We start from the raw sequence: 23,783 nt of genomic DNA on the forward strand, positions 1-23,783 counted from the left end.
GTCCGAGGGATGTTGTGGCGAAAGCCGTGTCATTGCACTTGCTCAAGAAAAATGCGGACGGGTCGATTGTGATCATATCGCCGAAGCGAATGAGGAAGTCTGGTCATGGTTCCGCAAGGAAGAGAACTTCCGCCGGACGAGTAGCTCTCTAGATCGGACTTGGTGCCTTTTTCTTTTCGAGTCTCGAAGTCAGGGACCTAGTCGCGCATATATAGCTCGCTGCGGCGCTCTGCTTACTCGAAGACGTTGCCCTACGCGAATGAGGAGTCTCTTTTCAAAGAGCGTTTGGCGGGGTGATTTGGATGTTGCTACACGGCACGAACATCAAAACCAAGGTACCGTAAAGCTTTGGCCATTCGACCGTTCATTGGAGGGCATTCCTCAGGCTTTACTGTGCCGTAAAGCTCCAGTGCGCAGAAATTCCCAAAGAGGCCGAGCTTGAACGTCGATTCATAGAGGACATCGTGTAGCCGTTGGATGAAATCTCCCTCGCCGTGGAGAAAATAAGTGGTCGTCCGCTTAGCTTTTCCAAGATTGTCACCGTTTGCTCTCCAGAAAGCTGCCGGCAAGTTCGCTCTGCCGCCCTTCACAAATCTTAGCTGTTCGCTAAAGGCATGGAGGGAGAGAAGCCCTTCGGTGAACTGCTCTTTGGTGGCGTCCGCAATCGCGTTCTTCGAGGAAAAGACACTATTCACCTTGTGTAGCCAGTCAATGTAATCTACGGGATCTTGTCCTGATCGGTTTCGGTCCATTCCTTGCCGAGCTGGAGGATCTTCGTGCGCCTTTCTTCCTCGGATCGGAGTGGCGCTTGCTCCCAAGAGTCGAGTCCAGGAGCATAGGTCAACCTCACCCAGTTCAGGAAGCGGTTGGTTTCGTTAGCGGTTCCCACATCCTCCAGTTCCTTGCGACGGAATTGATTTGCTTCGAGGAGACGGGTGACCTCAGTGAACGACGGACGGTATTGCTCGTAGACCTCACGACGCAGTTGTTCAAGAAAAATGCTTTGCGTGGTCTTCTTGAGGCTGTTTACGTTGCTGTTGATCGGTTCAGCCCGTCCAACAGCATTTTCAATCCGGGGATCCAGGTGGGGAACCTTCGGCATTAGCTTACGAACCAAGGTGAATTTGCTTAGCGTTTCCGTGGTTAGAACGTGAGCAGAATCCCAAAGCTCGCTGTAGAGCGCACGGAGCTCGTCCAGCTCATCGGTATCGTCGATATACATGGTGGCTTCTCGGTTCGATTGAAGCCCTCCATCGGTGAGGTTGGATGATCCCACTAGAGCCTCCTGGTCGAAAAGGTAGACCTTGGCGTGAAACCTATGAGTGAAGTATCGGACGGCGCAGTTGGGAAGCTCGTGCAGGGAAGCAAGCGCCTCCGGGGTCGTGGTGGAATTCAGGCCGACAAGAAGGTAGACAGTCTTGCCTTTCTTCGCAGCTTGCACAAGTTCTTGGGTTTGGGTAACGTACGGAGCTGCAATCCATAGTCGTGTTGAGTCTTGGACCATTTGCCCATACGGGTTGATAACGAAGTCCTTCAGCGGGCCGTTCGAAAAGAGACGAGACATAGAAACACCATCCGCTCACCTTCCAGTGCACGGACGGTATTGTCAGAGGTCAATGTGCTTTCTTTGCCAGACTCCCGCGATGCACCAGGTTGTTCGATAGTATGAGTTTTAGGCTCAATCATCAGGTTCTCTATGAAGAGACAGATCTGCTCTTACGATATGGTCGCTGTTCCTTCGAGCTCCTACACGGTCACGGATGGGGAAGGAGAGATGTACCTGTGCAACTCGCGATGTCTTTGTATCTGGGCTGTGATGCTCGTGACGAAACATAATTTGCCGGAAAGCGAGCGAGACCGCTCATTTGTGGTCACTAGTCCCGTTGGCAAAAAGCGCAGCTTTGACAAACTGACGGATCTTGCTCAATGGGCCGCTGCCAACGCATTGGGCAAACCTGAAAGTGAGTGGTTGATGAACGGGCGCGATGTTGAATAAGTGGATTTGGTAGGAGTATAGAAGCCGCGACAAGGGTTTATCTTTATCTAACTAGAGCAAGTGGAGATTGTGCATGATTCATCCAGGACTCGCGGCTTTAGAAAAGTGGGAGCCCATCGAATACGCAGCCGGCTATCGGGCACGTTTAGCTTCGATACCGGATTCAGAGATCGCACATCACTGTTGGCGTTGTGGCTGGGAAGACGCCGATACGGAAGCTCTTGAATTGGATCGGCACAAACGCGTCTTGGCCGATGGCGGGGAAGACGATTACGCTGAGACATGGGGCCTGCTGTTCGATGCCGGCGGCGATGCGCGTGCGAATGGAGTTCCGTTCGATGACGGCCGTACACAACCCTGGAAAGAAGGCTGGATCTCCGCGGACATCAATGTTGGGCTGGCGGGCATTGAAGACTAACTCTTCGAAGACCGGAGTACAACGGGCGCTCCATTGCCGATGCGGACGCGAGAAAATCCTCGCGCTCGGTCTTTGTGCAACCTGCTACACCTTGAAACGGCAGGACGACGAATATTTTGGTGGGTTGCGAGAGCAGGTCCTAGAGCGAGATGGCTATTGCTGCCGGGTTTGCGGAACTTCGGGGCGACGCAAACGCTCCATCGTTGTTCATCATCGCGTACCAGGAAAATCCTTACTCCATCTTATGATTTCGCTTTGCCCTGGGTGTCATGCGAAAGTGGGTCGCACAAGAGTCGTTCTTTCACAGATGCCCCCGCTTCTGCTCGAATTGTGGCGCGAACAACACCCGCTCGGCCATGAACAAACCGCATTAGACTTCAAGGCCAGTTTCCCCGCAGTTAAGAGCGTGCCTCTGTTCAGAGAAACCTCTCCACCGGAAGCCATCCCGACGAAGCCTTTCACTATGGCTCTGGAAAACGATCTCATCGAAGCTGATGATAATCAGCATATGGTCGGGAGGCTTTAAGCGAAGTGGCGGAATCCGCGCGTTCAATGGCATCTGGTCTTCGGGTAATGCACGAAGCAAATGGATTCCTGTGCACCGAAAGAATCGCCGTCACAAAAGTCGACAGCTGAGGCACTCGAAAGAGTGTCGTTTCATTCAGATTTTCCACCTTGGCAATAGATCGTACAAACCGAGCCCGTCCGGAAATCACACTGTTTGGGTGCTCTACAGTAGAAGTCTTTCACGTCTCCGAAGTAAGCCATCGATATGCCAAAGCACGCCCAAACCTCTTCGAACTGCCGGTACGTCAGCGTATCGGCGAGCATGCCATACTCCGCATGAGCGAGACCTCCGGGTTCGAAAACCAATGAATCACTAAACGCTTGAATCACCTCTGGGCTGAGTGTATTCAGGGGATTGTTGGGAGTTTCCAGCAGAGCTTTCCATTCTTTCACGCTCCGGACAATACCGACATTGCTGGGATCGTCCACAAATAGCTTGTAATCATCCCCATTGCTTGGCAATTTTGTCATTGCACGCCTCTATTCGGGAGTTCGTGAAGTGTAACAGACCTGGTCTACGACAGTTTTGTGGGCCAGTGATTTTGACATCGAGACCTTTTGGGCATTTGGGAGGAGAAGACCTCGGACATCTCTTGGCTTTTATAAAGCTGAAAACCTCACGAGCTGTCCTGATCGTTGGCGATTCTTGGGCTTATATATGTTGGCTAAAGAAACTACGAAGATAACTCAAGTTCTTGTGCTGTTAACGGACCTGCTCGGCGCCCACCAGACCGTTTCTCTGGCTTTGCCAGATCCAGATGCTGAGACCTACGATGGATAATACGGCTGCCAAGCACTGGCTCGTGTCGAGGGGTATGCGGGTAAAAAAGGACGCATTCAGGTCGCCCCGGAGATATCCGAGAAGGCATCGATCAATCCCACAAATGAGTAGGAACACAGCTATGACTTGTCCGCTAAACCTTCGGTTAGAGGTTAAATGCAGTAGCAGGAAGAAGGTGAACGTCTGAACCAGCGCATCAATGATTTGCGTTGGGACTAACGGTATTCCTAAAGGAGTTCCTGATAGCTGCTTCGCTAGGGGGTTGGAGAAGGTAATGCCCCAGCGATATTGGGTAGGCTTGCCGTAGCAACATCCTGCGGCGAGGCAACCGAGGCGGGCGATGGCGAGCCCTAATGAAAGACCTGGCGCAAACAGATCGAGAACCGGAAGGAGTTGTAAATTGTTGCTCTTGACGTACCAAAGCGTTGCGATGAAGCTTGCAAGAATCCCTCCCAAAAGGGAGCCACCGGCTCGGAGATCATTTGACGAGATCGCTGATCCGTGCCCAAAACTAATCAAGATCGCTAGTGCCCTTGATCCAATTGCACCTGCAAAGGCTGCCGACAACGCGAGATGAAAATAAGCTTGACGGTTTAGGAGACCTCGATGATTCAGAAGACCGGATACTGTGATCGCCGAAGCCGTGGCAATCCACAGAAAGACGCCGTATGTATAGAGAGTCCACGGTCCAACTTCGAACAGTTTAGGGAACATGTGCGCTCATCCAAGAAGATACTCAACAGCTCAACGTGGCAACCCGCAGGCCGGGCCGGTCGCTCCATTAACAGTCTTTCGTAAAGTAAATTTCAGAGAAACCGTTAACGCCCGTTCTGTGACAATGCTATAGTCCCCTTCGACAGGAAAATTTGGATGGGTCCAGGGAGGATTGGTACCTACCGCAGTTGTTTGAATCACATACTTATAATCGAAAACCTTACTTGTCGCGCCTAGCGGATTATCTGCAATGAGTTGCAAACTCTCCACTGTTCCGCCCCCCACACCATCGAACACAAGGTTGTACTGAAAGCGCTCTCCAGGCTGGACGCCAGCCGTATCGCTGATCCAAACCTCAAGGGTGGCGGGCTGCAGCGGATGATTTAGAAACGTAAAAATCTCGTCGACACAATTAGTCTGATTTGAGTGGTAGGAGAGCTTGCCGTCAAAGTGCACTGAATATCGCTTTGCAATTGTGTTGTACACCATCGTGAACGTAGGATCATAGACCGCGTCGGAGACAGGAGGTGTAGGGGCCGGTGGAGGCCCGCAGGCCGGCGCAACCAGCAGAATAAGGGATAATAGTGCCATCATCATGTAGGAGCGAGTGGAGGCAAGGAAGTGAGCCACGTTACTTCACCTCGAGATTTAGCTTTGGTCGCGCTGGACCTGTGTCTACTTGGCACAATGTCGCTCCGCTGAAAGTTGAATTTATGCAGCGCACCTTGCCGTCGAAAATTGGCTCGCCTTTGTAATTTAGAACGAGTTTCGGCTCCTTACCGAGATCGAAATGAAACTCTGAGAAGCCACCGCCCACCACGGTTATCCCGGCCATGTCGGCCGGCATTTCAAGGTGAATGAACCATCCATCAACCGTGCCTTCGGCAATCGATTCTGTGTGCGCTGTTCGGATGAACCGATCCCTCAAATGCGAGTGGGGAATCCTGGTGAAATGAATATTATCGTCACAAGAACCAGGTGGCTTGACTGTGACAACGTCCTTTAAACCAGTGATCTTTAGCATGAAGGTTGTCGGCAAGTCGTACTCTGCTCCTCGTTCATGCAAGGTCCCTTGTTCGCGTATGGCTGGAGCGACGACCCCAAAGAAATCTGGCACATCCAGTTGCTGCCACTTCTCATTACTCTTGTTGATTCGACATGTTGGACCCTTTGGCTCACACGATCCCAGATCACAGGTCGCGTCCCCGCTAAGCGAAACAACCAAATCTGGACCGTGGGACACGCTCATCGTCAATGTACCGTCGAAGTGGCCCGCAGAATGCGGGGTAAAGCTCAACGGGACGATCGCGGTCGCGTTGTACCCAACCTCAAAGGGCGCTGTAGCGGTAGTAGAGAACTCTTTTAGGGAAAAGCTGAAGGCAGTAACGTGTATCTTTCTGTCGTCATGATCTGTGCGAATCAACTTTAGCTGCGATACGGACGTCTGCGGGGCACCAGGGCTGCCGTATGAGACCGATGGGAACGTCACCGGCGAGGGTTGGTCGATCTTCTGCCCGCGAAGGTAAGGGCCGCCCATACATACGCACAAATAGACTGCGAAGACTATAAGACGTCTCAAGTGTTCTCCTCTCGCCGTGATAGGCAGAATGGACAGTAGGAGCTGTGATGAGTGCGGGGGCCGTTTCACACGGAATATACGATGCTCTGCTTCATTTAGCCAGAACAAATGGGGCTCTATGCAAAATATTCAGGGTCTAAGGCTAGAATTTGCACGCCGACGCTTCTAGGGGAAACTGATTTGGGTTCCCGCCAGTGGCTCAAAGGCAATCGGATAAACTTTCGCAATCGCAAATTCGCTAATTCCAGCACTATACATAAGCTGCATTATCGGACGTAAGTGCTTTGCTATCAATAGTATAGCATTTGTGGATGTATTTCGCCTTTTCTTCGCTTATCGTTAGGCATGGGCGGCGAGCGCAGTTCTACAACTCGGATGCGGCTGGCAGGAAAGATCTGCTGCTTTTGCGGGCGCTATCTTGACGCTACGCTCTGGCAACCACCTGGCGAACGAGCCTGCGATTCCTGCGCAGCCCAACGCGCACCGGCTCCTAAGCTTCGCCGTATCCATATGTCCTTCGTTCTTCGCGACCGATGGCATTGCACGTTCATGGAAGAGGACCTCCGCACTAAGGCCGCGCCCCCGCGTACCTTCACAAATCCCGACAACATGGTCGAGATGATTCGCCGCGGCAACGGGTTCCGCGACCTCGCTTCAAAGCAGGCCGTCGAACACGCCATCATGGCTGGGCGTGGCAATGTCGATCTCCTGCTGACGCCGGAACAGTATGCACGGCTGGCGAGGTAGAAAATGGTCGATTCTGCGATCAATTGGCTGTTTGTCGATCTCAACTCCTATTTCGCCTCGATCGAGCAGGAACTTTGCCCCGAACTGCGTGGCCAGCCCATCGCCATCGTGCCCATTCGTATTGAAGCTCAGACGGGCTGTTGTATCGCCGTCAGCTACCAGGCCAAGGCTTATGGCGTCAAAACCGGCTTCAGTGTTGCGGACGCCAAGCTACTCTGCCCACACATCATCCTGGTCGAGGCTCGCCCGCGCCTATACGTCGAATACCACCACCGCATTGCCGCCGCGATTGAGCGCTGTATACCCATCCAGCAGGTCATGTCCTGCGACGAATTCGCCTGCCAGCTCCTCGGCCGCGAGCGCACGTTGTTACGCGCCACCGCGATAGCTTACGAGATCAAGCGTGAGCTCCGCGCGGTCGGCATCACGCTGCGTTGTTCCGTTGGCCTCGCACCCAACCGCCTACTCGCCAAGATCGCCGGGGACATGCAGAAACCGGACGGCCTTATGATCTTCGAGCGGCGCTACCTGCCACAGGCGCTCTACAGCCTCGAACTGGCCGACATTCCCGGCATCGGCGAGCGCATGGAGCAACGCATTCTTGCCGAAGGCATAACCACCATGCGCCAACTCTGCGCCCTCACACGCGAGCGGATGCACACGATATGGGGAGGCGTCTTAGGAGACCGATTGTGGCTCTGGCTGCGTGGTGAGGATTTTCTTGAACCTCCAGCACGTCCACTACAAACTCTTAGCCGTCAGCACATCTTGCCTCCAGACTGCCGAACCCCGGATAAGGCCCGCGCCGTGGCGCTCAAACTACTACACTCCACGGCTCGCAAGATGCGCCGCAATGATCTGTGGGCCGGCGGCCTCTCCTTGCAGGTTGGCTTTTATGATCATGTCGCATTCTCCTGCAATGTACGCATCGAGCTATGCGACGATCCATACACGCTCCAGGAGCACCTAATTGCCGTATGGCCGCGCGTTCCCGCCTACACGCCCTCAGACCTATCTGTAGCTCTTACCCATCTTGATCTAGCTCCGTCTCCGGACCTCTTCGGCATTGATCCGTTTAACGAGCCGAATGCGAAACAGCGTGTAGTCACAGCCCTCGATACCATCAACGCCCGCTATGGCCTTAATACTGTGTATCTCGGCTCCATTCATCAGGTCCGCAAGGAAGCACCGACCCGTATTCCTTTCGGCCCACCGCCGCCGCTGGAGGAGTTCGACGACACCGCCGATAAATTGCGCACGCCGAGGGGTCCACGCGGTATCCGAGCATCAGATCTCCCCAGAGTGCAGCCGAAAACGTCAACGTCTGGTGGGTCAATTTGAATGCCTTCTGCCTGTAGCGGAACACCAATGAATTTCTCAATGAGTGACTCGGCCTGTTGGCAACAGTTGAGCCAAGGGGCACTTGTCCGGAAAGGCGACTATCCGGACATTCGACTTCGTAGTCATCGGAAACTGTTTGGGCGCTCGACGTAGGCAGACAATACGACTCGGCGATACTTCTCAGGCTGAATTCGCCAGATTCATTCCATTTTTACAATCAATGGCCTATTGTGTATGCATCCACGCGCATAGACGAATTTAACATCGAAGCGGCGGAACACAGGATGGCAAAATATGACACTGATATCGAAATGGATTGCGACATCACTGGCGGTGTTGGCTTCACTAACCCATCGCCCTGGTTACTGGCTGCAACTATTCGGAAGATGGCAAACCGGAGGAGGTTAAGTACCAGACGACGGACGTACAACCGTTCTTCGCATCGGGAAGTACTTTCATCGCGCCGCTAATCAATCGGTGGGGCGCCGACTATGAGAAAACCCACAAGGTTCATGTTAACTATCATCCAATCGGAAGCGGTGGTGGAATCAAGAACCTACGGGAAGGAGTAGGAGCATTCGCAGCGAGTGACGCTCCACTCAGCGACGGTGACCTCAAAGGGATGCCCGAAATTGTGCAGATTCCCGTTACTGCAGGTCCCGTTTGTGTCATCTATAACGTTCCGGGGTTAGGCTCCCAGCTGAAACTCAGCGGGAAGACCCTTGCAGGGATCTTTGCCGGTAACATCATCAGCTGGGAGGACCCGGCAATTGCCAGAGAGAATCCAGGAATCAAGCTGCCCCACGCCGCGATAGTCGTTGTCCATCGTTCTGATGGAAGTGGTACAACAGCGATCTTCACCAACTATCTCAGCAAAGTCAGCCCCGAATGGCTCAGCAAGTTCGGCAACGGACTCTCCGTGCAGTGGCAGTCGGGCATTGGGGGGGATGGAAGCAGCGTGGTCATCAACACAGTCAAACATACCCCGGGAACGATCGGCTACACCGAGCTCAGCTATGCGAAGCAAGAGAGCGTAGCGGTCGCTGCAATCCAAAACAGGGCTGGCGAGTATGTTACGCCCAGCCCGAAAAGTGCCTTTCTCGCGGTAAACGCCTTCACGAGCGAACTCGCGAACGACCTGCGAACACCAATCGTCGATCCACCCGCAACCGCCAAGGGAGCTTATCCGATAAGCGGATTGTCGTTCATTCTGATCCCGAAAGACAATACGCATGGGAGAGGGGAACAACAAGCGTTGCGAGATTTCCTCGGATATTCGCTTTCGACAGGGCAGGATGTGGCCGAACAACTCTCCTACACGAAGCTTCCGCCGCAAGTGCAGCAGCAGGGTGAAGCGCTACTGACTCAGTTGACGGAAAGCGGCAAGCCAACGAAGTGATTACCGGCGCTAAGTGCGACATTCCGCTATGCTCGTAGTCAGGCGACCGATGGATAATCCAGCTTCATACTTCAAGGGTCTGGCTGACGAGAACCGTCTCCGCATTCTCAACCTCCTCTTTCAAGGGGAGCTTTGCGGATGCGACGTTCAACACGTCCTCGGGGCTTCCCAGTCCAACGTCTCTCGGCACCTAAGCTATCTCAAGAACGCGGGGCTCGTTACGGATCGCCGAGTCGCGAATCGGGTGTATTACCGACTGGTGGGAAATGAAGATCCCGGGATGGACGGTCTTTTCAAGTTCCTTGAGTCCATCTTTGGAGACAACCCCCTGCTCGAAAAAGATCGCAAGAAGCTGGTGTCTGCAATCAAGAATGGGGCGTGTTCGGTCAGTGAGTCCAAGGCCAAGACTGGTTCTGCCAAGTCAAAGGTAAAGGCGCAAAGTGCCCACTGATCGGGAAGGCTACTCGCCCCCGTCGACAACAGCGCCAAGTTGAATCGGATTTCCCCTCGGCAGTTTGAGCGAGATTATAGCTGCAAAAAAAATCATCACTGCTGAACCCCAAAGACACCCACTGAACCCCGCCCGTTGGAAGATGAGCCCGGAGAGCAAAGTGCCAACCAGTCTGCCGCCAGCGTTCGCCATGTAGTAAAAGCCCACATTGAGCGCAACGCTGTCTTCGTCCGTGTATGCCAGCACCAGATAGGAATGGACGGCGGAATTGATCGCGAATACCACGGCAAAAACTGCAAGGCCCACCATGAGGGAGGCGCTCGGATTCAGGCCGGCTCGAAGCGCGGCAAGCAAACCCAGAGGCACAGCCAACAGGATGAAGGCCCAGTGTTGCGCTGCCGGCCCATCGACCTTCTCCCGCCCAAGGGTACGGAGAATGTCCGGCACAAAGGCCTGAATGATGCCGTAACCGATGAACCAAAGGGCTACGAAGCCTCCCACCCCGGTAAACGTCCAACCCAGCTGCGAAAGAAATACAGGCAGTCCGACGACGAACCAGACATCACGAGCTCCGAACAGAAAAAGTCTTGCTGCAGAAAGACAGTTGATGGCTGCGCTCTTCGAGAACAGAGCTGTAAATTTCACTTTCTTTTTGGAACGCCCAATCTCGGACGGCAAGGAGAAGACCGTGCCGAGCAGGACGAGGAGCAGGCCCACTGCCATCGCCACCAACGCTCCAACGAAGCCAAGGGTTGAAAGGAGAACACCGCCGACGAAGAATCCGGCACCTTTGAGAGCGTTCTTCGACCCCGTCAGACGGGAAACCCATTTGAAGAGCGTCCCATCGGCACCGTCTGGGACAACAACTTTGATCGCGCTCTTGGCGCTCATCTTAGTCAAGTCCTTGGCGATCCCGGAGAGCGCCTGCGCGGCCATGACATATACGACTGATAAGCCATGAGCCCATCCCGGCTGTAAGAGGGCAAGCATTAGCAATGCCACAATCTGAAGGATGAGGCCACCGTATAGGGTCGTCTTCAGACCGGACCGTGAAGCAATCCATCCCCCCAGCAGATTTGTAACAATACCGAAGAACTCATAAAAGAGAAATAGAAACGCAATTGCGATGCCGCTATATCCAAGCCTGTAAAAGTGCAGGACGACGAGCATCCGAAGTGCGCCGTCCGTGAGCGTAAAGCCCCAGTAAGCGCCCGTGACGAGGGCGTAGCTGCGAATGCTGTTCACGATCTCAATTCCTTCATGCCGAAACCGGGAGCGATGCGGCTATCTTTGCGGCAAGCTCTACCATCCGGTTCGCATATCCCCATTCGTTGTCGTACCACGCCAAAATCTTGACCTGGGTGCCGTCGACCACCATCGTTGAAAGCGCATCGATAATCGAAGAACGTGGGTCATTCAGAAAGTCAACGGAGACCAGTGGCCTCGCCTCGTACCCGAGGATACCGGCAAGCTCACCTTCTGCCGCAGTCTTCAATAGGGCGTTCACTTCCTCAACCGTCGTGGGCCGTTCTACCTCGAAGACGCAGTCGGTAAGCGACGCGTTGAGAAGCGGAACACGCACAGCCAAGCCATTCAACTTCCCCTTCAATTCCGGGTAGATGAGCGTGATCGCGGTAGCCGAGCCGGTTGTGGTCGGCACGAGAGACATCAACGCCGAGCGTGCGCGGCGAAGATCCTTGTGCGGCGCGTCCACCATTGCCTGCGTGTTCGTTACATCGTGGATGGTCGTGATAATACCGTGGCGTACCCCGAGACTCTCATGGATCACCTTTACCACTGGCGCGAGGCAGTTGGTGGTGCACGAGGCCGCGGTGACAATGTCGTGGACCTTCGGGTCGTAGAGATGGTCATTGACTCCCATCACGAGATTGAGAACGTCCTGCTTTACCGGCGCCGCTACGACCACTTTTTTGACGCCGCGATCGAAATACGGCATCAGACTTTCGCGGGTGAGCATCTTTCCGCTACATTCGAGGACCACGTCCACCTCAGAGTCCTCCCAGGGAACGTCCCCGGGCTTTGGAGCGTCCGTGAAGGCGATCCTTTGGCCCTCGATAGAAAAACTGTTGTCTGCCGGTTCGATCTGCTTTTGCCATCTTCCGTGCACGCTATCGAACTCCACCAGATAGGCAGCGGTGTTCGGACCGCCTTTGATCTCGTTGACGTGGACGAACGAAAGATCGTCGCGTCCCCACGCGGCGCGAAGCGCCAGTCTTCCAATCCGTCCAAACCCATTGATTCCGACGCGTTTCATGTTGCTCCTCACCGTTTCGCTGTAGCGTCTGACTCCACTACGTTCTCTTCTAGGGTATTGCACCAGTGATGACCAGCCATCTGGACGGGGTCCCACGGACTGCTCAGTGGAGGCGTGTAGCTGAGGTCAAGATCGGATAGTTCTTCAACTTGCATCTCATGGAACAATGCAGTTGCAAAAATATCGAGGCGCTTCGATATCTCTGCCCCCCAATGACCAAGCATTTGGGCTCCGAGAAGCCTGCCAGTAACGATGTCGCCAGTCACCCGGATGGTTACGGGGGAAGCCCCGGGGTAGTATGCCTTGTGGTCGTTCATTTTGCTTTCCGCAGTAAACGGATCGAATGCCTCCCTCAAGGCTTCATCGTGTCGCAGTCCCGTGCGAGCTATCACGAGATCAAAAATCTTAACGACTTGCGTTCCAAGCGAGCCGGCAAACACGCGATCTCCCCCTACGGCGTTTTCTCCCGCAGTCCGGCCCTGCTTATGGGCGGTCGTACCTAATGGGAGATAGGTGTAGCGATTGAGGAGACGGTGCCACGTCTCGCCACAGTCACCTGCGACGTAGATATTGGGAACTTCGCTTTCCATCTTTCGATTTGTGAGAAGCGCCCCTTTGCTCCCTGCTTTCAATCCGGCTTCAACACCGAGAGTGGAATTCGGCTTCACACCAACGGCGATCAGCACCATCTCGCACTCTTCCTCGAAGTCGTTGCTTCCGGAGACACGGAAGTGGTCGCCGATCCGCTCGATTCGATGCACTTCCACGTCAACAGCAACTCTGACTCCGTGCCGTTGCAATTCAGCCCCGACTATTTCCCCGAATTCCCGGTCAACCGTGGCGAGCACGGTTGGGGTGCGGCTTGCGATAGTCACTTCGATTCCCCGATGGGTGAGGGCGTCCGCCATCTCCAGTCCAATGTATCCGGCTCCGACAATCACGGCACGGCGTGGCTTATTTGTTTCAAGATAAGTGTGAACGGCGAAGCTGTCCCTCATCGTGTGGAGCGGAAATACACCGAAAAGCTCCAAACCCTCGACGCGAGGGCGCACTGGACCGGCTCCGGTTCCGATGAGCAACTTGTCATAAGGGAAGGAGCAATTCCCCGCAGCATCGGAATAAACATCTACCGTCCGCCCTGATGGGTTAATTCGAATAGCCCGATGCCCTCGACGGACCGTTATGCCATCGAACTCTGTTCGATGAGCCAAACTATGCCAGTCCGGCGTTTCTCCGCTGAGATAGAACGGCAACCCACAGATGCTGTAATTCGGGAAGTCGTCTGCCAGCAACACCGTTACTTCTGCATTGGGATTGACCTCGCGAGCGCGAAGAGCCGCACTGATCCCGGCATCGCTGCCGCCAATGATGAGTAACTGCATGGGGAGGTCCTCAGTTCTTTCCGATGTTGTCGATTTCCTTCTGGAGCGCAAATTTGCCGAGGGTATCGATCGGCAAGCAGAGGAATAGGCTAATCCGTCGGTCCAGCGTGGAGAATGCCTGCGAGTACGCGCGATCAACCTCTTCTGGGGTGCCTTTCACCGCGGCCGGGTCGGGGATACCCCAATGCGCGGTCATCGGTTGACCAGGCCACAGCGGGCAGACTTCGCTGGCAGCACTGTCGCACACCGTAAATACAAAATGCAGAGGGGGTGAATCGGGTCCCGAAAACTCGTCCCAAGATTTGCTGCGAAGGTCTGCAGCACTCAATCCGGCTCTTTCAATTTGATGGATGGCTTCTGGGCGCACAAATCCTGCAGGATGGCTGCCAGCACTGAAGACAGTGAAGTACGCTCCGCCCTTGCGGCGCATGATTGCTTCGGCCATGATTGACCGGGCAGAGTTGCCGGTGCAGAGAAACAATACGTTGTAATGCGGCATGGAATCGTCCTTTGATCGTTCGGAGGGTTAGGCGCTTACGTTCGGCTTGATGGCGTAGACCTTTGATCTGACCGATTCAACAACTGTCTTGCCATGAATGCGTCCGGAAAAACCTGCAGCCATGCCGACTATATCCATTGCGCTTACATTCGTCAATGCGTATAAGTAAGTAATGGCGGGAAAATCATCTTCGTTTGACATGGAGCGCTTCTTCCAGGCGCTGGGGGACAAGACCCGGCTGCGGCTGCTCAACTTGATGGGCGATCAGGAGATTTGTGTCTGCTACTTTGTTGAGATTTTGGAGCAGGGTCAGCCAAAGATATCTCGGCATCTTGCCTATCTTCGACGTGCCGGGATCGTTGAAGCCCGGCGCGACGGAAAATGGATGCACTATCGGATCGTGATGCCCCCGAACATCGGGGCATCTCATGTACTACGCCAGACACTAGACTGGTTGAAAGAAGAGCGTTCCATGCAATCGGATCGCTCGCGCTTCTCCAAAGTTTGCTGCACCCCAGAGAAGTTCTCCTCACTGCAAGGCGCGCCGCATCCGTTACCCGTCACACTTGAGGGCCGATAGCCATGTCTAACGCTCCCCGCACACAGGGTCAGGTTTGTGCTCCAGCCGCACGTAAGAAGCTGACATTCCTCGATCGGTTCTTGACGCTTTGGATCTTCCTTGCAATGGCGATTGGAGTGGCGTTGGGCCACTTTATCCCCGATTCCGCAGCTTTCGTCAACCGTTTCCAGACGGGAACAACCAATATCCCGATTGCCATCGGACTCATCATCATGATGTTCCCGCCTTTGGCGAAGGTACGGTACGAAAAATTGGGAGAGGTCTTTCGCAATAAGCGGGTGCTTGGCCTGTCTCTGGTGCAGAACTGGCTCATCGGGCCAGTGCTGATGTTTTTGCTCGCCATTGCCTTCCTTCGTGGCGAGCCCGCCTATATGCGGGGCCTCATCCTGATTGGCATCGCACGGTGCATTGCGATGGTTTTGGTGTGGAACGAACTGGCCGAGGGAGATACGGACTACGTGGCCGGTCTCGTCGCCCTCAACAGCGTCTTTCAGGTGCTTTTCTACAGCCTTTATGCCTGGGCTTTCCTCACAGTGCTTCCGAAGTGGCTAGGTCTCGAAGGAAGTATCGTCCAGATTGGAATCGGTCAGATTGCGAAGAGCGTCGGCCTTTACCTCGGCGTTCCCTTCGTTGCCGGCTTTCTCACGCGCCTCGTTCTCATCCGAGTCAAAGGCGAGGAATGGTACCGCACACGTTTTATTCCTCGGATCAGCCCGCTCACGCTCATCGCCCTGCTCTTTACTATCCTCGTCATGTTCTCGCTCAAAGGCGATCTCATAGTGCGGCTCCCGCTCGATGTCGTAAAGATCGCCGTCCCGCTGGTCATCTACTTCATCATCATGTTCCTTGTGAGTTTTTGGATGGGGAAAAAGCTAGGGGCAAACTATGCCCAGTCAGCAACACTGTCCTTCACTGCAGCCGGTAATAACTTTGAACTGGCGATCGCAGTCGCCGTTGCCGTCTTCGGATTGAGTTCTGGAGAGGCGTTCGTTGGGGTCGTGGGTCCGTTGATCGAGGTTCCGGCACTGATCGGGCTAGTCAATGTGGCGTTCTGGATGAGGCGGCGATTTTTTAGCTCAGAGTTGGAAGGATTTCAAGTGTATTCCGTTGAGGATGCCCCGTAGGCTAATCGACCTTTATGTCGCCAGGTGACCACCTCGTCGATTGTTAAAAGCACGTTTGCCATTACCAATTTGGAGTACGGGGTGCCCAGACTTGGGCCACCCCGCACTTCTGGGTGGCGTCTCACGTCAAGCTTTCCCAGCGACCGCTTCGGTCGTGCAGCATCCAGGCGCGCAACAAGATGCCGTAGGCTTCGTAGCCCGAATGAACGCGCTTAGGAATTTGCCTTCGACCTGAGGTGCAATCTCATCGACGGCTATACCGGCCTCCGTGAGAAAGACGCGAGCATCTTCGATGTCATACACGCGGGTCGGCTCGAGCTCCGGAGACTCGAATCCAGCGGCTAGTAGCTTTGCCTTGTAGTCTGACTCCTCCAACGCTCCGGCAATGCAGCCCACCCAAAGCAACATGCTCTTGCGTACAGCGTCGGGCACCTCGCCGCGCACGACAACGTCAGATACGGCGAAGCGACCCCCGGGACGAAGCACGCGAAAGGCTTCTTTAAGCACACGCGATTTGTCTGCCGAGAGGTTGATCACGCAATTGGAGATGATGACATCGACAGAGTTATCCGGAAGAGGGATGTTCTCGATCTCGCCCTTAAGGAACTCTACATTCGTGGCACCGGCCTGGCGTTGATTCTCACGCGCAAGGGCCAGCATGTCATCTGTCATATCGAGGCCGTAGGCCTTGCCCGTTGGGCCTACACGCTTCGCTGACAAGAGCACGTCAATACCACCGCCCGAGCCTAAATCAAGCACGATCTCACCCGGTTTCAGTTCGGTCAGCGCCGTGGGATTTCCGCATCCCAGAGACGCAAGCAGCGCCTTTTCTGGCAGGCCGTCTTTCTCAGAATCGCCGTACAGGTTTTTGGTAATTGGATCGCAGCAGCGCATTGCAGGATCGCAGCACGCGGTCGCGCCGGAGTCTGTAACGCTTCTGGCGATAGCACCGTATTTATTGCTAATCTCGGTTTGATTTGACATTGTTAGGCGTCCTCGTATGCGCCCAAACGAATATATGATGCAAAGGACATATCTGTCAAGGCGTATACTATCCCAATGGCACGAACCGCTAAATTCGATCTAGTCACCCTGTTCGCAGCACTCGCAGACCCGACACGTTTGAGACTACTCAATCTCATGGACGGGCGAGAGGTCTGCGTTTGCTATTTTGTCGAGATTTTGAAGCAAGGACAGCCAAAGATATCCCGTCATCTTGCGTATCTCCGCCGCGCAGGAATTGTAGAGGCACGACGTGATGGCAAATGGATGCATTATCGAATTGAGCGGCCGAACGATCCTAAAGCCGCTTCAATTCTTGACGCCGCGTTGCAGTCACTAAAGACAGATAAAGAAATGCAGTCTGACCTTGCGAGGTTGGACAGGGCGTGTTGTGAGCCTCAGCGATTTATCACGCTTCAGGGAGCTCCGATACCTGCGCAAGTCTGATTAGTCGGCTCAAGTTCGGCTTAGAACTATAGCGGGCCGACGGATCACCCGGTAGTCAATTGTCCGAATAGCCGTTTTTCGGCAAAGTGATTGCTGCCAATCGACTCGTTACGGCCTTTCGATGAGCGCTAAATCGCCAAGGTACTCATCGAGGATCGCGGGCGTGTCATGGTTCGTCACCGATTGTTATTTCAAAATGATCCACCGCTCAACGTCCACCTAAGTTTCCCTGACGACCTTTTTAGCCTCTTTGTCATCGCGAAGCGCAACGAATTTGGTGTGTCTCAGATGGTCGGCACCGGTCCACTCCAGAAATCCTATTTGAGCTACGGCCTCGGGCTTCAGCCACAATGTCGAATGCAGGACTATGCCGCATGGCTGCTGCCAGAGTTGCCCTTACTGCATTGAGCGCGACTTTGTTCGGCATAATTAGTCTGAGTTTTCCTGCACGGAAACACCGATTGCCATTCCACTGGAGAGGGCAAATCAGCTATCAGAGGACCGAGTTCAGGCGCCCATCACGGCCCGAATAGTGGTGAGACTGGAAAGTCTTGTGTCCGCGCTGTTCGCTGAGTGCGTTGGCGATCGATCTCACAGAGATTCAGACACGCACATCGTCTCTAACTCTGAGGCTCGATCATCCTGGAGTTACGCTGCTTTATGGTAATCACTCGTCAAACTCCGTCAGATTGACCGCTTTGGGGTTGGGATATTTCTCCAGTGACTTCTGGTATTGCCCGATCAAGCGCAAGTACTGGTTGATCACCCAGCCGTGCGTGGCGAGGATATTTACTTCCTCGCGCGGGTCCGCCTCGATGTTGAAAATCGCGGGAAAGCCATTCCCTTCTTCACGGAAACCGCCAAGACCCTGCATATTCATGTTGGAACTCACGAACTGCTTGGGATAGAGCCGGAACTCGTGCCAGCGCACCGCCACGAGCTCTTCGCCTATGAACGTGAGCAAGCTATCGCGGTTGGAGTTAGGCTGCTTACCCATGAAGAACCCGCTCTGGTCCACACCGTCGATGGGCCGGTCGTCTGGGACCTTCGCGCCGATGATCTTCGCCAGCGTCGGGAAGAAGTCGTGGATGGAAACCATCTCATTGCGCGCGCGGGGCGCGATCTTCCCCGGCCACCTGACCATGCACGGCACGCGCAGCGACCCCTCCAGAGCACTGCCCAGTTCGCCCCGGAACGGGAGGTTTGAACCGCCGCGGAACTCGGCCGGCGCCCCCGTCGGGGTGGAACCATTGTCCGAAAGCCAGATCACGATGGTGTTGTCCTCGATGCCGGCGGCCTTAATGGCGTCCAACACCTGGCCGGTGCGGTAGTCGAGTTCCATCACCGCATCGCCATAAGGACCGATGCGCGACTTTCCGGTGAACTCGGGAGGGACGACAGAGGGGTAGTGGGTGTGTGTAAAGCCGACGTAGAGGAGGAACGGCTCCTTCTCCTTAGCCTGGCGGGTGATGTAATCCACGGAGGCCTTGGCAATGTCGCCCTCGACCTGCCGACGGTATTCCGGGGTGTAAGGCCGGGCCTTCGTCAGTTTGCCCGTCGCATCGGATTCCCAGATGCCGGGCTCCACCGCAGCTATGGCCGATTCTGGCAATCCGGCGCGCGTCATCAGGCCGCGATATAGGGTGCCGTCGGTTGTCTCGATCACGCCTACGTGATACTCGTCGAAGCCCTGGCGCGTCGGCCAGCTAACCTCGCTCGCTCCTAGATGCCACTTGCCGACCATGCCGGTGTGGTAGCCCTCGCTCTTGAACAGTTTGGCCAAAGTCACTTCGTTCGATTGGAGGGTATTGGGCGTGCCACCGAGGATGATGGTGCCAAGACCCGCGCGCTGCGAATAGCGGCCGGTCAACAGCGCCGCGCGGGCCGGCGTGCATGCGGGTTCCACCAAGAACTGCGTGAGTCGCAAACCCTCACTCGCGAACTGGTCGATGCGTGGCGTCGGCATGCCCCGGACTTCCCCCGCGCCGTAGGCACCCAGGTCGTTGTAGCCAACGTTGTCGGCCAGCATGATGACGATGTTGGGCTTGGTTTGGACATTCTTTGCGATCGCCTTCATATCACTCCTTTAAGTTTCCTTTGTACTTGTCCAACTAACCCTGAGATCAGCTGTCAAGCGCACTTTCAAGGACGGACAGCCTGCCTTGGATATCTAAAGCAAAAACTAGCTCGGCTCGCAGCGGGAAAAACTCATTCGTCTAACATCGATGGATTCTGAGCGCCTCTTAAATTCTTAGAGAACGCTTCAGGAATAGCCACTAGCAAAACTGTCAGTCTGCACGGAAATCCTCTGGACTTCGTGGGAGCGCTCCCGAGTTACAGTCAGGCAGGAAACCGAGTGTCAAGTGGCGACAACAGACCAATGCGCTCATCGAGGAGCCATTGGTTCGTGTTCGGGGTGGTTTGTCGGCGACACGGAAGTAATCCACGCGCGTCTATTCGCCAAGGTTGATCTGGCCGACGTCACATCCGAGCCGGCGGCCCAGCTCACTTGCGATACAGTCAGACTCCTCTCCAGCGATCATTCATGAGGAGGAGAAGACATGGTAGAGACATTCTTTACACGTTCATGCACCATCCATGCGTTACGGCAGGGCCCATTGGCAGGGCACATCGATCTGCTCGCCGATCACTTGGCAGCCGACGGCTTTTCTCACGTCCACAGCCGAATCCAGCTCCGGCTCGTCGGGCATTTCAACCGTTGGCTGGAGCGGAAGGGCATCAGTGCAGAGCAACTCGATGAAAAGCTCATCGAGCGCTATTGCCGCTGGCTCAGGCGTCGGAAGCACGTACGGGCTGAAGATGTGTGCTCATTGGTCCGGCTACTCGAGCTCTTGCGCGAGCAGCGCATCACGCCGCGTTGCACGACCAAAGCCGTTCCGACGGCGCGGGAGACACTGCTTGAGAAGTACCGATGTTACCTGCTCGACGAGCGAGGACTTGCCCAGGGGTCAGTCCGCAATATGCTGCTGTTCGTGGGCCGTTTTCTGGTGGAGAAGTATCCGCGGGACCATTTCGATTTTGCAGCGCTGAAGCCGGAGCACATCACAACCTTCGTTCGAAGGCAGGCGACGGAACTTGGTTCGGTACAGGCCAAAAACGTGGTTACAGCCCTCCGTGGCTTTTTCAGATACCTCCGGCATCGCGGCGAGATCGATACGGATCTCGCTGGCTGCGTTCCTCGCGTCCCAGATTATTCGTTCTCAACGGTGCCGAAATTCCTGCCAGCTGACAGCGTGGAGAAAATCCTGCGGCGCACCGACCAGAGCACTCCGCGAGGACGCCGAGATTATGCAATCTTAATGCTCCTCGCCAGGCTGGGGCTCCGCACCTGCGAGGTCGTCCGCTTAGAACTTGAAGATATCGAGTGGGAATCTGGCCAAATCACAATCCGGGGGAAGGGTGGACGGTGGTCCAAGTTGCCGCTGCCGTCCGATGTTGGCGAAGCCCTTGCCGTCTATCTGCAGCATGATCGGCCACGCTGCTCAACACGACGATTATTCGTCACTCAACGCGCTCCGATCACGGGCATATCCACGGGCTGCGCAATCGTGAAGACGGTAACGCGTGCTCTGAAAAAAGCTGGCATCGTTTCTGAACGGAAAGGCGGCTACCTGTTCCGCCATACGCTGGCGACTGAGATGCTCGGACGGGGAGCATCTTTGCAGGAAATCGGTGAAGTGTTGCGTCACCGCAAGGCAGATACAACACGGATCTACGCCAAGGTGGACTTTCGCGCGTTGCGAAACCTCGCTCAACCGTGGCCAGGAGGTGCACGATGAGAGATCTGAGAAGAAATCTGCGGGAATACATCGACCTCCGCCACGCTCTTGGATTTAGACTGCGCAAACACGAACGGCGGCTGAGCGAATTTATCACTTTTCTCGAAGCAAGGCGCACCGACCATGTCACGACCAAACTAGCGATCGCCTGGGCAATGGAGTCTTCGAAAGGCCATAAACACAGCTGCTTTGAAAGGCTGAGCTTCATTCGATCCTTTGCCACATACGTGAGCTCGATGGATGCTCAAACGGAAATTCCACCAACAGGCACAATGCGCCGGCCGGCCATCGCTCTCCGGCCGTACATCTATACGCGGGAAGAGATCGGCCGGCTGATGGCAGCGGCACGCAAGCTGTTTTCACCGCACAAACTCCGCTGTCACACGTATTACCATCTGATCGGATTACTCGCCACAACCGGCATGCGCAGCGGCGAAGCGGTACGGCTCGCAAACAGCGACGTGGACTTGGCCGAAGGATTGATAACGATCCGTGAAAGCAAGTTCGGCAAGTCGCGCGTTGTTCCGCTTCATTCCACGACGGTAAAATCACTGGTCGCGTATAAGGCTCGTAGGGATGCATTTCTCAATAAAGTCGAGGCGCCTAGGTTCTTTATTAGCGAGAGTCGCGGGCCAATCAGCAGTCCCCATGAAAGCTTCCGCGAGATCCGTCGGGTGGCGGGACTGGAGAAAACCCGCAATGGAATTCCTCCCAGGATGCATGATCTACGTCACACGTTCGCTGTCCAGACGCTACTCGCCTGGTACCGCAACGGTGCAGATGTCGAGCGTAATCTGCCGATTCTTTCAACCTTCCTCGGGCACAGCCACATTGCAAACACCTACTGGTACCTAACGTCCACGCCAGAGTTGCTGGGCGCCGCTTGTGAGCGGCTCGAAACACGATGGGGGAGGTCACAATGAGTTCGGCGAATTTCGCGGCATTGCTTGAGACATTCTTCACAGACAGGCTGATTGCTCAACGGCGAGTCAGTCCTCACACAGTGGCATCGTATCGGGACACCTTCCGCCTGCTGCTGCAATTTGCTCAGAAGGAGTTGGGGAAGTCGCCATCCAAACTCGCAATGACGGATCTGAATACGAAGCTCATTGGCGCGTTCCTTGACAACCTAGAGAAAGCTCGAGCCAACAGCTCGCGCAGCCGAAATCTTCGGCTCACCGCGATCAGGTCCTTCTTTCGCTATACGGCGATGGAGTGCCCAGAGCACTCGGCAGGAATCCAGCGCGTACTCGCGATCCCACCAAAACGGCAATCCAGCCGATTGGTGGATTTCTTGACGAGACCTGAGATTGAGGCTCTCGTGGCCGCGCCGGATCAAACGACTTGGCTTGGTAGACGAGATCGCGGCTTGTTGCTGTTCGCCATTCAGACAGGACTTCGGGTCTCGGAACTCATCGGACTCCGACAGGGTGACATCTACTTGGGTCGCGGTGCCCACGTCCGTTGCGAAGGTAAAGGGCGAAAGCAGCGCTGCACTCCGCTTACTCGGACGACGGTACAGGCTCTCAGGGCATGGGTGCGCGAACAGGGGATGGACGAAACCAAATTCCTTTTCCCCAGCACTCTCGGTGGGCAATTGAGCCATGACAGCGTTCAATACTTGGTTGCAAAGTACGCCACATCTGCGGCGATATCCTGCCCGACGCTGCGAAAGAAGCGGGTGAGCCCTCACGTGTTGCGCCACACCACCGCGATGGAACTATTGCAGGCGGGTGTGGATCGCTCGGTGATCGCCCTCTGGCTGGGACATGAGTCAGTTGAAACGACGCAAATCTATCTTGACGCGAATCTTGCGTTGAAGGAAGACGCCCTTAAGAAGACGTCGCCTTTGAACGCCAGAGTCGGACGGTTCAAGCCAGACGATCAGTTGCTGTCATTTCTGCGAGACCTTTAAAGGAACGGACTATGCCGCGAAAAATCAGGACCATCCGGTGCAGATGCCCATCAAACTGCCTCCGAAATGGTATGCCCACAATGCATGCGGCATAGTCCGGCATTCGACATTGTGGCTGCTATGCCGGATACGGCATAGCAGCCAAACGCATTCCTTCATCTTCTCAGCGGTAAGGCCGGCCCCCCAACGGCCATCCGAGAGTTCCGGAAGATTTGCGAAGGGGCACTTCGCCGCTTTGAGGTGCTTAATCTTCTCGAACACCGACCGCCGTGTCGCCGGCACAAGACCTGCACGAACACGCGCGGCGTAGATGAGTTCCCTGCCCCGGTAAAAGCCCACAATTAAAGCATCGAATCCATGTGTCCCAGGCGTGTAACCACCAATTACGAATTCCTGCCCGAGATTGATACGGTGCTTGGTCCATAGTCCAGTGCGAAGTCCAGGCTGATAGACGCTATCGCTGCGCTTGGCGACCACACCCTCAAGACCGTGGGTCTTTATGAACTTGAGCATCTCCGTTGCGGTCCGATCCGAGACCTCTGACAGGGCAACGTGATCGCTTGGCATCAGCACCGTCTGTAGCAGTGCGCGGCGTTCAGAAAGTGGTACCTGGGTTAGGTCGCGACCTTTGTGCGTCAACACATCGAAGGCGTAGTAGGTTATGTGCGACTCCGCTGAACGAAAGTTTTGCAGAAGATTGAAGTTTGGCATTCCGTCACGCCCCAGGGCCACCAACTCACCATCGAGCACAGTGTCGGCGGGAAGG

27 protein-coding genes and 1 pseudogene are annotated in these 23,783 nt (G+C 55.1%); 13 read left to right on the plus strand and 15 right to left on the minus strand.

Annotated features, from left to right (window positions below; all coding sequences use genetic code 11):
- Nucleotides 1–308: 308 nt before the first annotated feature.
- Nucleotides 309–695, minus strand: coding sequence for a hypothetical protein (locus RBB75_RS20855; RefSeq protein WP_353070509.1), 387 nt, complete (start codon nucleotides 693–695; stop codon nucleotides 309–311).
- A gap of 23 nt (nucleotides 696–718) precedes the next feature.
- A complete protein-coding gene (locus tag RBB75_RS20860) occupies nucleotides 719–1,564 on the minus strand; it encodes a phospholipase D family protein (protein ID WP_353070510.1) in 846 nt (281 codons plus the stop codon).
- Nucleotides 1,565–1,696: 132 nt separating this feature from the next.
- Here RBB75_RS20860 and RBB75_RS20865 point away from each other — a divergent pair, with 132 nt between their 5' ends.
- The 3 genes from RBB75_RS20865 to RBB75_RS20875 all read left to right on the plus strand — a co-directional run bounded on the left by RBB75_RS20865 (nucleotide 1,697) and on the right by RBB75_RS20875 (nucleotide 2,940).
- Nucleotides 1,697–1,996 carry a hypothetical protein gene (locus RBB75_RS20865; protein ID WP_353070511.1) on the plus strand — a complete coding sequence of 100 codons (300 nt, stop codon included), beginning with the start codon at nucleotides 1,697–1,699 and terminating at the stop codon, nucleotides 1,994–1,996.
- 73 nt (nucleotides 1,997–2,069) lie between these two features.
- Nucleotides 2,070–2,414, plus strand: coding sequence for a hypothetical protein (locus RBB75_RS20870; RefSeq protein ID WP_353070512.1), 345 nt, complete (start codon nucleotides 2,070–2,072; stop codon nucleotides 2,412–2,414).
- A gap of 307 nt (nucleotides 2,415–2,721) precedes the next feature.
- The gene (locus RBB75_RS20875; RefSeq protein WP_353070513.1) at nucleotides 2,722–2,940 is read left to right on the plus strand and encodes a hypothetical protein; all 219 of its coding nucleotides are present in this window, start codon (nucleotides 2,722–2,724) and stop codon (nucleotides 2,938–2,940) included.
- A 131-nt stretch (nucleotides 2,941–3,071) separates the two neighbouring features.
- Here RBB75_RS20875 and RBB75_RS20880 read toward each other — a convergent pair whose 3' ends face one another.
- From RBB75_RS20880 to RBB75_RS20895, 4 genes are all read right to left on the minus strand, one after another.
- Nucleotides 3,072–3,452 carry a hypothetical protein gene (locus tag RBB75_RS20880; RefSeq protein ID WP_353070514.1) on the minus strand — a complete coding sequence of 127 codons (381 nt, stop codon included), beginning with the start codon at nucleotides 3,450–3,452 and terminating at the stop codon, nucleotides 3,072–3,074.
- Between the two features lie 232 nt (nucleotides 3,453–3,684).
- Complete coding sequence (locus tag RBB75_RS20885; protein ID WP_353070515.1) at nucleotides 3,685–4,476, minus strand: prolipoprotein diacylglyceryl transferase; 792 nt, start codon at nucleotides 4,474–4,476, stop codon at nucleotides 3,685–3,687.
- A 30-nt stretch (nucleotides 4,477–4,506) separates the two neighbouring features.
- The gene (locus RBB75_RS20890; protein ID WP_353070516.1) at nucleotides 4,507–5,106 is read right to left on the minus strand and encodes a hypothetical protein; all 600 of its coding nucleotides are present in this window, start codon (nucleotides 5,104–5,106) and stop codon (nucleotides 4,507–4,509) included.
- A gap of 1 nt (nucleotide 5,107) precedes the next feature.
- On the minus strand, nucleotides 5,108–5,899 hold the full coding sequence (locus tag RBB75_RS20895; protein WP_353070517.1) for a hypothetical protein: 792 nt from the start codon (nucleotides 5,897–5,899) through the stop codon (nucleotides 5,108–5,110).
- A 705-nt stretch (nucleotides 5,900–6,604) separates the two neighbouring features.
- Between RBB75_RS20895 and RBB75_RS20900 the strand changes: the two genes are divergently transcribed.
- From RBB75_RS20900 to RBB75_RS20915, 4 genes are all read left to right on the plus strand, one after another.
- Nucleotides 6,605–6,802 carry a hypothetical protein gene (locus RBB75_RS20900; RefSeq protein WP_353070518.1) on the plus strand — a complete coding sequence of 66 codons (198 nt, stop codon included), beginning with the start codon at nucleotides 6,605–6,607 and terminating at the stop codon, nucleotides 6,800–6,802.
- A gap of 3 nt (nucleotides 6,803–6,805) precedes the next feature.
- Nucleotides 6,806–8,143 (plus strand): DNA polymerase Y family protein, encoded by a 1,338-nt coding sequence (locus RBB75_RS20905; RefSeq protein ID WP_353070519.1) that lies wholly within the window; start codon nucleotides 6,806–6,808, stop codon nucleotides 8,141–8,143.
- Nucleotides 8,144–8,501: 358 nt separating this feature from the next.
- On the plus strand, nucleotides 8,502–9,542 hold the full coding sequence (gene pstS / locus RBB75_RS20910; protein WP_353070539.1) for a phosphate ABC transporter substrate-binding protein PstS: 1,041 nt from the start codon (nucleotides 8,502–8,504) through the stop codon (nucleotides 9,540–9,542).
- Between the two features lie 49 nt (nucleotides 9,543–9,591).
- Complete coding sequence (locus RBB75_RS20915) at nucleotides 9,592–9,993, plus strand: ArsR/SmtB family transcription factor (RefSeq protein WP_353070520.1); 402 nt, start codon at nucleotides 9,592–9,594, stop codon at nucleotides 9,991–9,993.
- A 9-nt stretch (nucleotides 9,994–10,002) separates the two neighbouring features.
- Here RBB75_RS20915 and arsJ read toward each other — a convergent pair whose 3' ends face one another.
- The 5 genes from arsJ to RBB75_RS20940 are packed head-to-tail and all read right to left on the minus strand — an operon-like array spanning nucleotide 10,003 to nucleotide 14,350.
- The gene (gene arsJ / locus RBB75_RS20920) at nucleotides 10,003–11,238 is read right to left on the minus strand and encodes an organoarsenical effux MFS transporter ArsJ (protein ID WP_353070521.1); all 1,236 of its coding nucleotides are present in this window, start codon (nucleotides 11,236–11,238) and stop codon (nucleotides 10,003–10,005) included.
- Between the two features lie 13 nt (nucleotides 11,239–11,251).
- Complete coding sequence (locus RBB75_RS20925) at nucleotides 11,252–12,268, minus strand: ArsJ-associated glyceraldehyde-3-phosphate dehydrogenase (protein WP_353070523.1); 1,017 nt, start codon at nucleotides 12,266–12,268, stop codon at nucleotides 11,252–11,254.
- Nucleotides 12,269–12,276: 8 nt separating this feature from the next.
- Complete coding sequence (locus RBB75_RS20930) at nucleotides 12,277–13,650, minus strand: FAD-dependent oxidoreductase (RefSeq protein ID WP_353070524.1); 1,374 nt, start codon at nucleotides 13,648–13,650, stop codon at nucleotides 12,277–12,279.
- Nucleotides 13,651–13,660: 10 nt separating this feature from the next.
- Nucleotides 13,661–14,149: an arsenate reductase ArsC gene (locus tag RBB75_RS20935; protein WP_353070525.1), complete on the minus strand. Its 489-nt coding sequence runs from the start codon at nucleotides 14,147–14,149 to the stop codon at nucleotides 13,661–13,663.
- A gap of 27 nt (nucleotides 14,150–14,176) precedes the next feature.
- Entirely contained in the window at nucleotides 14,177–14,350 is a 174-nt protein-coding gene (locus tag RBB75_RS20940; RefSeq protein ID WP_353070526.1) for a hypothetical protein, read from the minus strand.
- On the opposite strand from RBB75_RS20940, the gene RBB75_RS20945 reads away from it, so the two are divergent.
- Nucleotides 14,349–14,729, plus strand: coding sequence for an ArsR/SmtB family transcription factor (locus RBB75_RS20945; RefSeq protein ID WP_353070527.1), 381 nt, complete (start codon nucleotides 14,349–14,351; stop codon nucleotides 14,727–14,729). The two genes, RBB75_RS20940 and RBB75_RS20945, sit on opposite strands and share 2 nt — an antisense overlap.
- A 2-nt stretch (nucleotides 14,730–14,731) precedes the next feature.
- Nucleotides 14,732–15,853, plus strand: a complete 1,122-nt coding sequence (arsB, locus tag RBB75_RS20950) for an ACR3 family arsenite efflux transporter (protein ID WP_353070528.1) — start codon at nucleotides 14,732–14,734, stop codon at nucleotides 15,851–15,853.
- Between the two features lie 126 nt (nucleotides 15,854–15,979).
- Here the strand turns inward: arsB and RBB75_RS20955 are convergent, their stop codons facing one another.
- A complete protein-coding gene (locus RBB75_RS20955; protein ID WP_353070529.1) occupies nucleotides 15,980–16,837 on the minus strand; it encodes an arsenite methyltransferase in 858 nt (285 codons plus the stop codon).
- 75 nt (nucleotides 16,838–16,912) lie between these two features.
- Between RBB75_RS20955 and RBB75_RS20960 the strand changes: the two genes are divergently transcribed.
- Nucleotides 16,913–17,302, plus strand: coding sequence for an ArsR/SmtB family transcription factor (locus RBB75_RS20960; protein WP_353070530.1), 390 nt, complete (start codon nucleotides 16,913–16,915; stop codon nucleotides 17,300–17,302).
- Between the two features lie 219 nt (nucleotides 17,303–17,521).
- Here the strand turns inward: RBB75_RS20960 and RBB75_RS20965 are convergent, their stop codons facing one another.
- Both RBB75_RS20965 and RBB75_RS20970 read right to left on the minus strand, forming a co-directional pair.
- Nucleotides 17,522–17,653 carry a hypothetical protein gene (locus RBB75_RS20965; RefSeq protein ID WP_353070531.1) on the minus strand — a complete coding sequence of 44 codons (132 nt, stop codon included), beginning with the start codon at nucleotides 17,651–17,653 and terminating at the stop codon, nucleotides 17,522–17,524.
- 316 nt (nucleotides 17,654–17,969) lie between these two features.
- Nucleotides 17,970–19,379, minus strand: a complete 1,410-nt coding sequence (locus tag RBB75_RS20970) for an arylsulfatase (RefSeq protein ID WP_353070532.1) — start codon at nucleotides 19,377–19,379, stop codon at nucleotides 17,970–17,972.
- 484 nt (nucleotides 19,380–19,863) lie between these two features.
- On the opposite strand from RBB75_RS20970, the gene RBB75_RS20975 reads away from it, so the two are divergent.
- From RBB75_RS20975 to RBB75_RS20985, 3 genes are read left to right on the plus strand one after another with little or no spacing between them, the layout of a single operon-like run.
- Entirely contained in the window at nucleotides 19,864–21,102 is a 1,239-nt protein-coding gene (locus RBB75_RS20975; protein WP_353070533.1) for a site-specific integrase, read from the plus strand.
- Complete coding sequence (locus RBB75_RS20980; protein WP_353070534.1) at nucleotides 21,099–22,025, plus strand: tyrosine-type recombinase/integrase; 927 nt, start codon at nucleotides 21,099–21,101, stop codon at nucleotides 22,023–22,025. Before RBB75_RS20975 ends, RBB75_RS20980 begins: the two co-directional genes overlap by 4 nt.
- A complete protein-coding gene (locus RBB75_RS20985; protein ID WP_353070535.1) occupies nucleotides 22,022–23,017 on the plus strand; it encodes a site-specific integrase in 996 nt (331 codons plus the stop codon). The genes RBB75_RS20980 and RBB75_RS20985 overlap by 4 nt, the downstream gene beginning before the upstream one ends.
- Nucleotides 23,018–23,041: 24 nt before the next feature.
- On the opposite strand, the pseudogene RBB75_RS20990 reads toward RBB75_RS20985, so the two are convergent.
- Nucleotides 23,042–23,783, minus strand: a pseudogene (locus RBB75_RS20990) (hypothetical protein); the annotation flags it as partial.

The organism is Tunturibacter empetritectus, assembly GCF_040358985.1.
In the GTDB taxonomy this organism is placed as follows: domain Bacteria; phylum Acidobacteriota; class Terriglobia; order Terriglobales; family Acidobacteriaceae; genus Edaphobacter; species Edaphobacter empetritectus.

Coding starts and splice junctions, on each gene's coding strand:
- RBB75_RS20860 (WP_353070510.1), bottom strand. CDS start 1,564: ATGTCTCGTCTCTTTTCGAACGGCCCGCTGAAGGACTTCGTTATCAAC.
- RBB75_RS20865 (WP_353070511.1), top strand. CDS start 1,697: ATGAAGAGACAGATCTGCTCTTACGATATGGTCGCTGTTCCTTCGAGC.
- RBB75_RS20870 (WP_353070512.1), top strand. CDS start 2,070: ATGATTCATCCAGGACTCGCGGCTTTAGAAAAGTGGGAGCCCATCGAA.
- RBB75_RS20875 (WP_353070513.1), top strand. CDS start 2,722: ATGCCCCCGCTTCTGCTCGAATTGTGGCGCGAACAACACCCGCTCGGC.
- RBB75_RS20880 (WP_353070514.1), bottom strand. CDS start 3,452: ATGACAAAATTGCCAAGCAATGGGGATGATTACAAGCTATTTGTGGAC.
- RBB75_RS20885 (WP_353070515.1), bottom strand. CDS start 4,476: ATGTTCCCTAAACTGTTCGAAGTTGGACCGTGGACTCTCTATACATAC.
- RBB75_RS20900 (WP_353070518.1), top strand. CDS start 6,605: ATGGAAGAGGACCTCCGCACTAAGGCCGCGCCCCCGCGTACCTTCACA.
- RBB75_RS20905 (WP_353070519.1), top strand. CDS start 6,806: ATGGTCGATTCTGCGATCAATTGGCTGTTTGTCGATCTCAACTCCTAT.
- RBB75_RS20915 (WP_353070520.1), top strand. CDS start 9,592: ATGGATAATCCAGCTTCATACTTCAAGGGTCTGGCTGACGAGAACCGT.
- RBB75_RS20925 (WP_353070523.1), bottom strand. CDS start 12,268: ATGAAACGCGTCGGAATCAATGGGTTTGGACGGATTGGAAGACTGGCG.
- RBB75_RS20930 (WP_353070524.1), bottom strand. CDS start 13,650: ATGCAGTTACTCATCATTGGCGGCAGCGATGCCGGGATCAGTGCGGCT.
- RBB75_RS20935 (WP_353070525.1), bottom strand. CDS start 14,149: ATGCCGCATTACAACGTATTGTTTCTCTGCACCGGCAACTCTGCCCGG.
- RBB75_RS20945 (WP_353070527.1), top strand. CDS start 14,349: ATGGAGCGCTTCTTCCAGGCGCTGGGGGACAAGACCCGGCTGCGGCTG.
- RBB75_RS20940 (WP_353070526.1), bottom strand. CDS start 14,350: ATGTCAAACGAAGATGATTTTCCCGCCATTACTTACTTATACGCATTG.
- arsB (WP_353070528.1), top strand. CDS start 14,732: ATGTCTAACGCTCCCCGCACACAGGGTCAGGTTTGTGCTCCAGCCGCA.
- RBB75_RS20955 (WP_353070529.1), bottom strand. CDS start 16,837: ATGTCAAATCAAACCGAGATTAGCAATAAATACGGTGCTATCGCCAGA.
- RBB75_RS20960 (WP_353070530.1), top strand. CDS start 16,913: ATGGCACGAACCGCTAAATTCGATCTAGTCACCCTGTTCGCAGCACTC.
- RBB75_RS20970 (WP_353070532.1), bottom strand. CDS start 19,379: ATGAAGGCGATCGCAAAGAATGTCCAAACCAAGCCCAACATCGTCATC.
- RBB75_RS20975 (WP_353070533.1), top strand. CDS start 19,864: ATGGTAGAGACATTCTTTACACGTTCATGCACCATCCATGCGTTACGG.
- RBB75_RS20980 (WP_353070534.1), top strand. CDS start 21,099: ATGAGAGATCTGAGAAGAAATCTGCGGGAATACATCGACCTCCGCCAC.
- RBB75_RS20985 (WP_353070535.1), top strand. CDS start 22,022: ATGAGTTCGGCGAATTTCGCGGCATTGCTTGAGACATTCTTCACAGAC.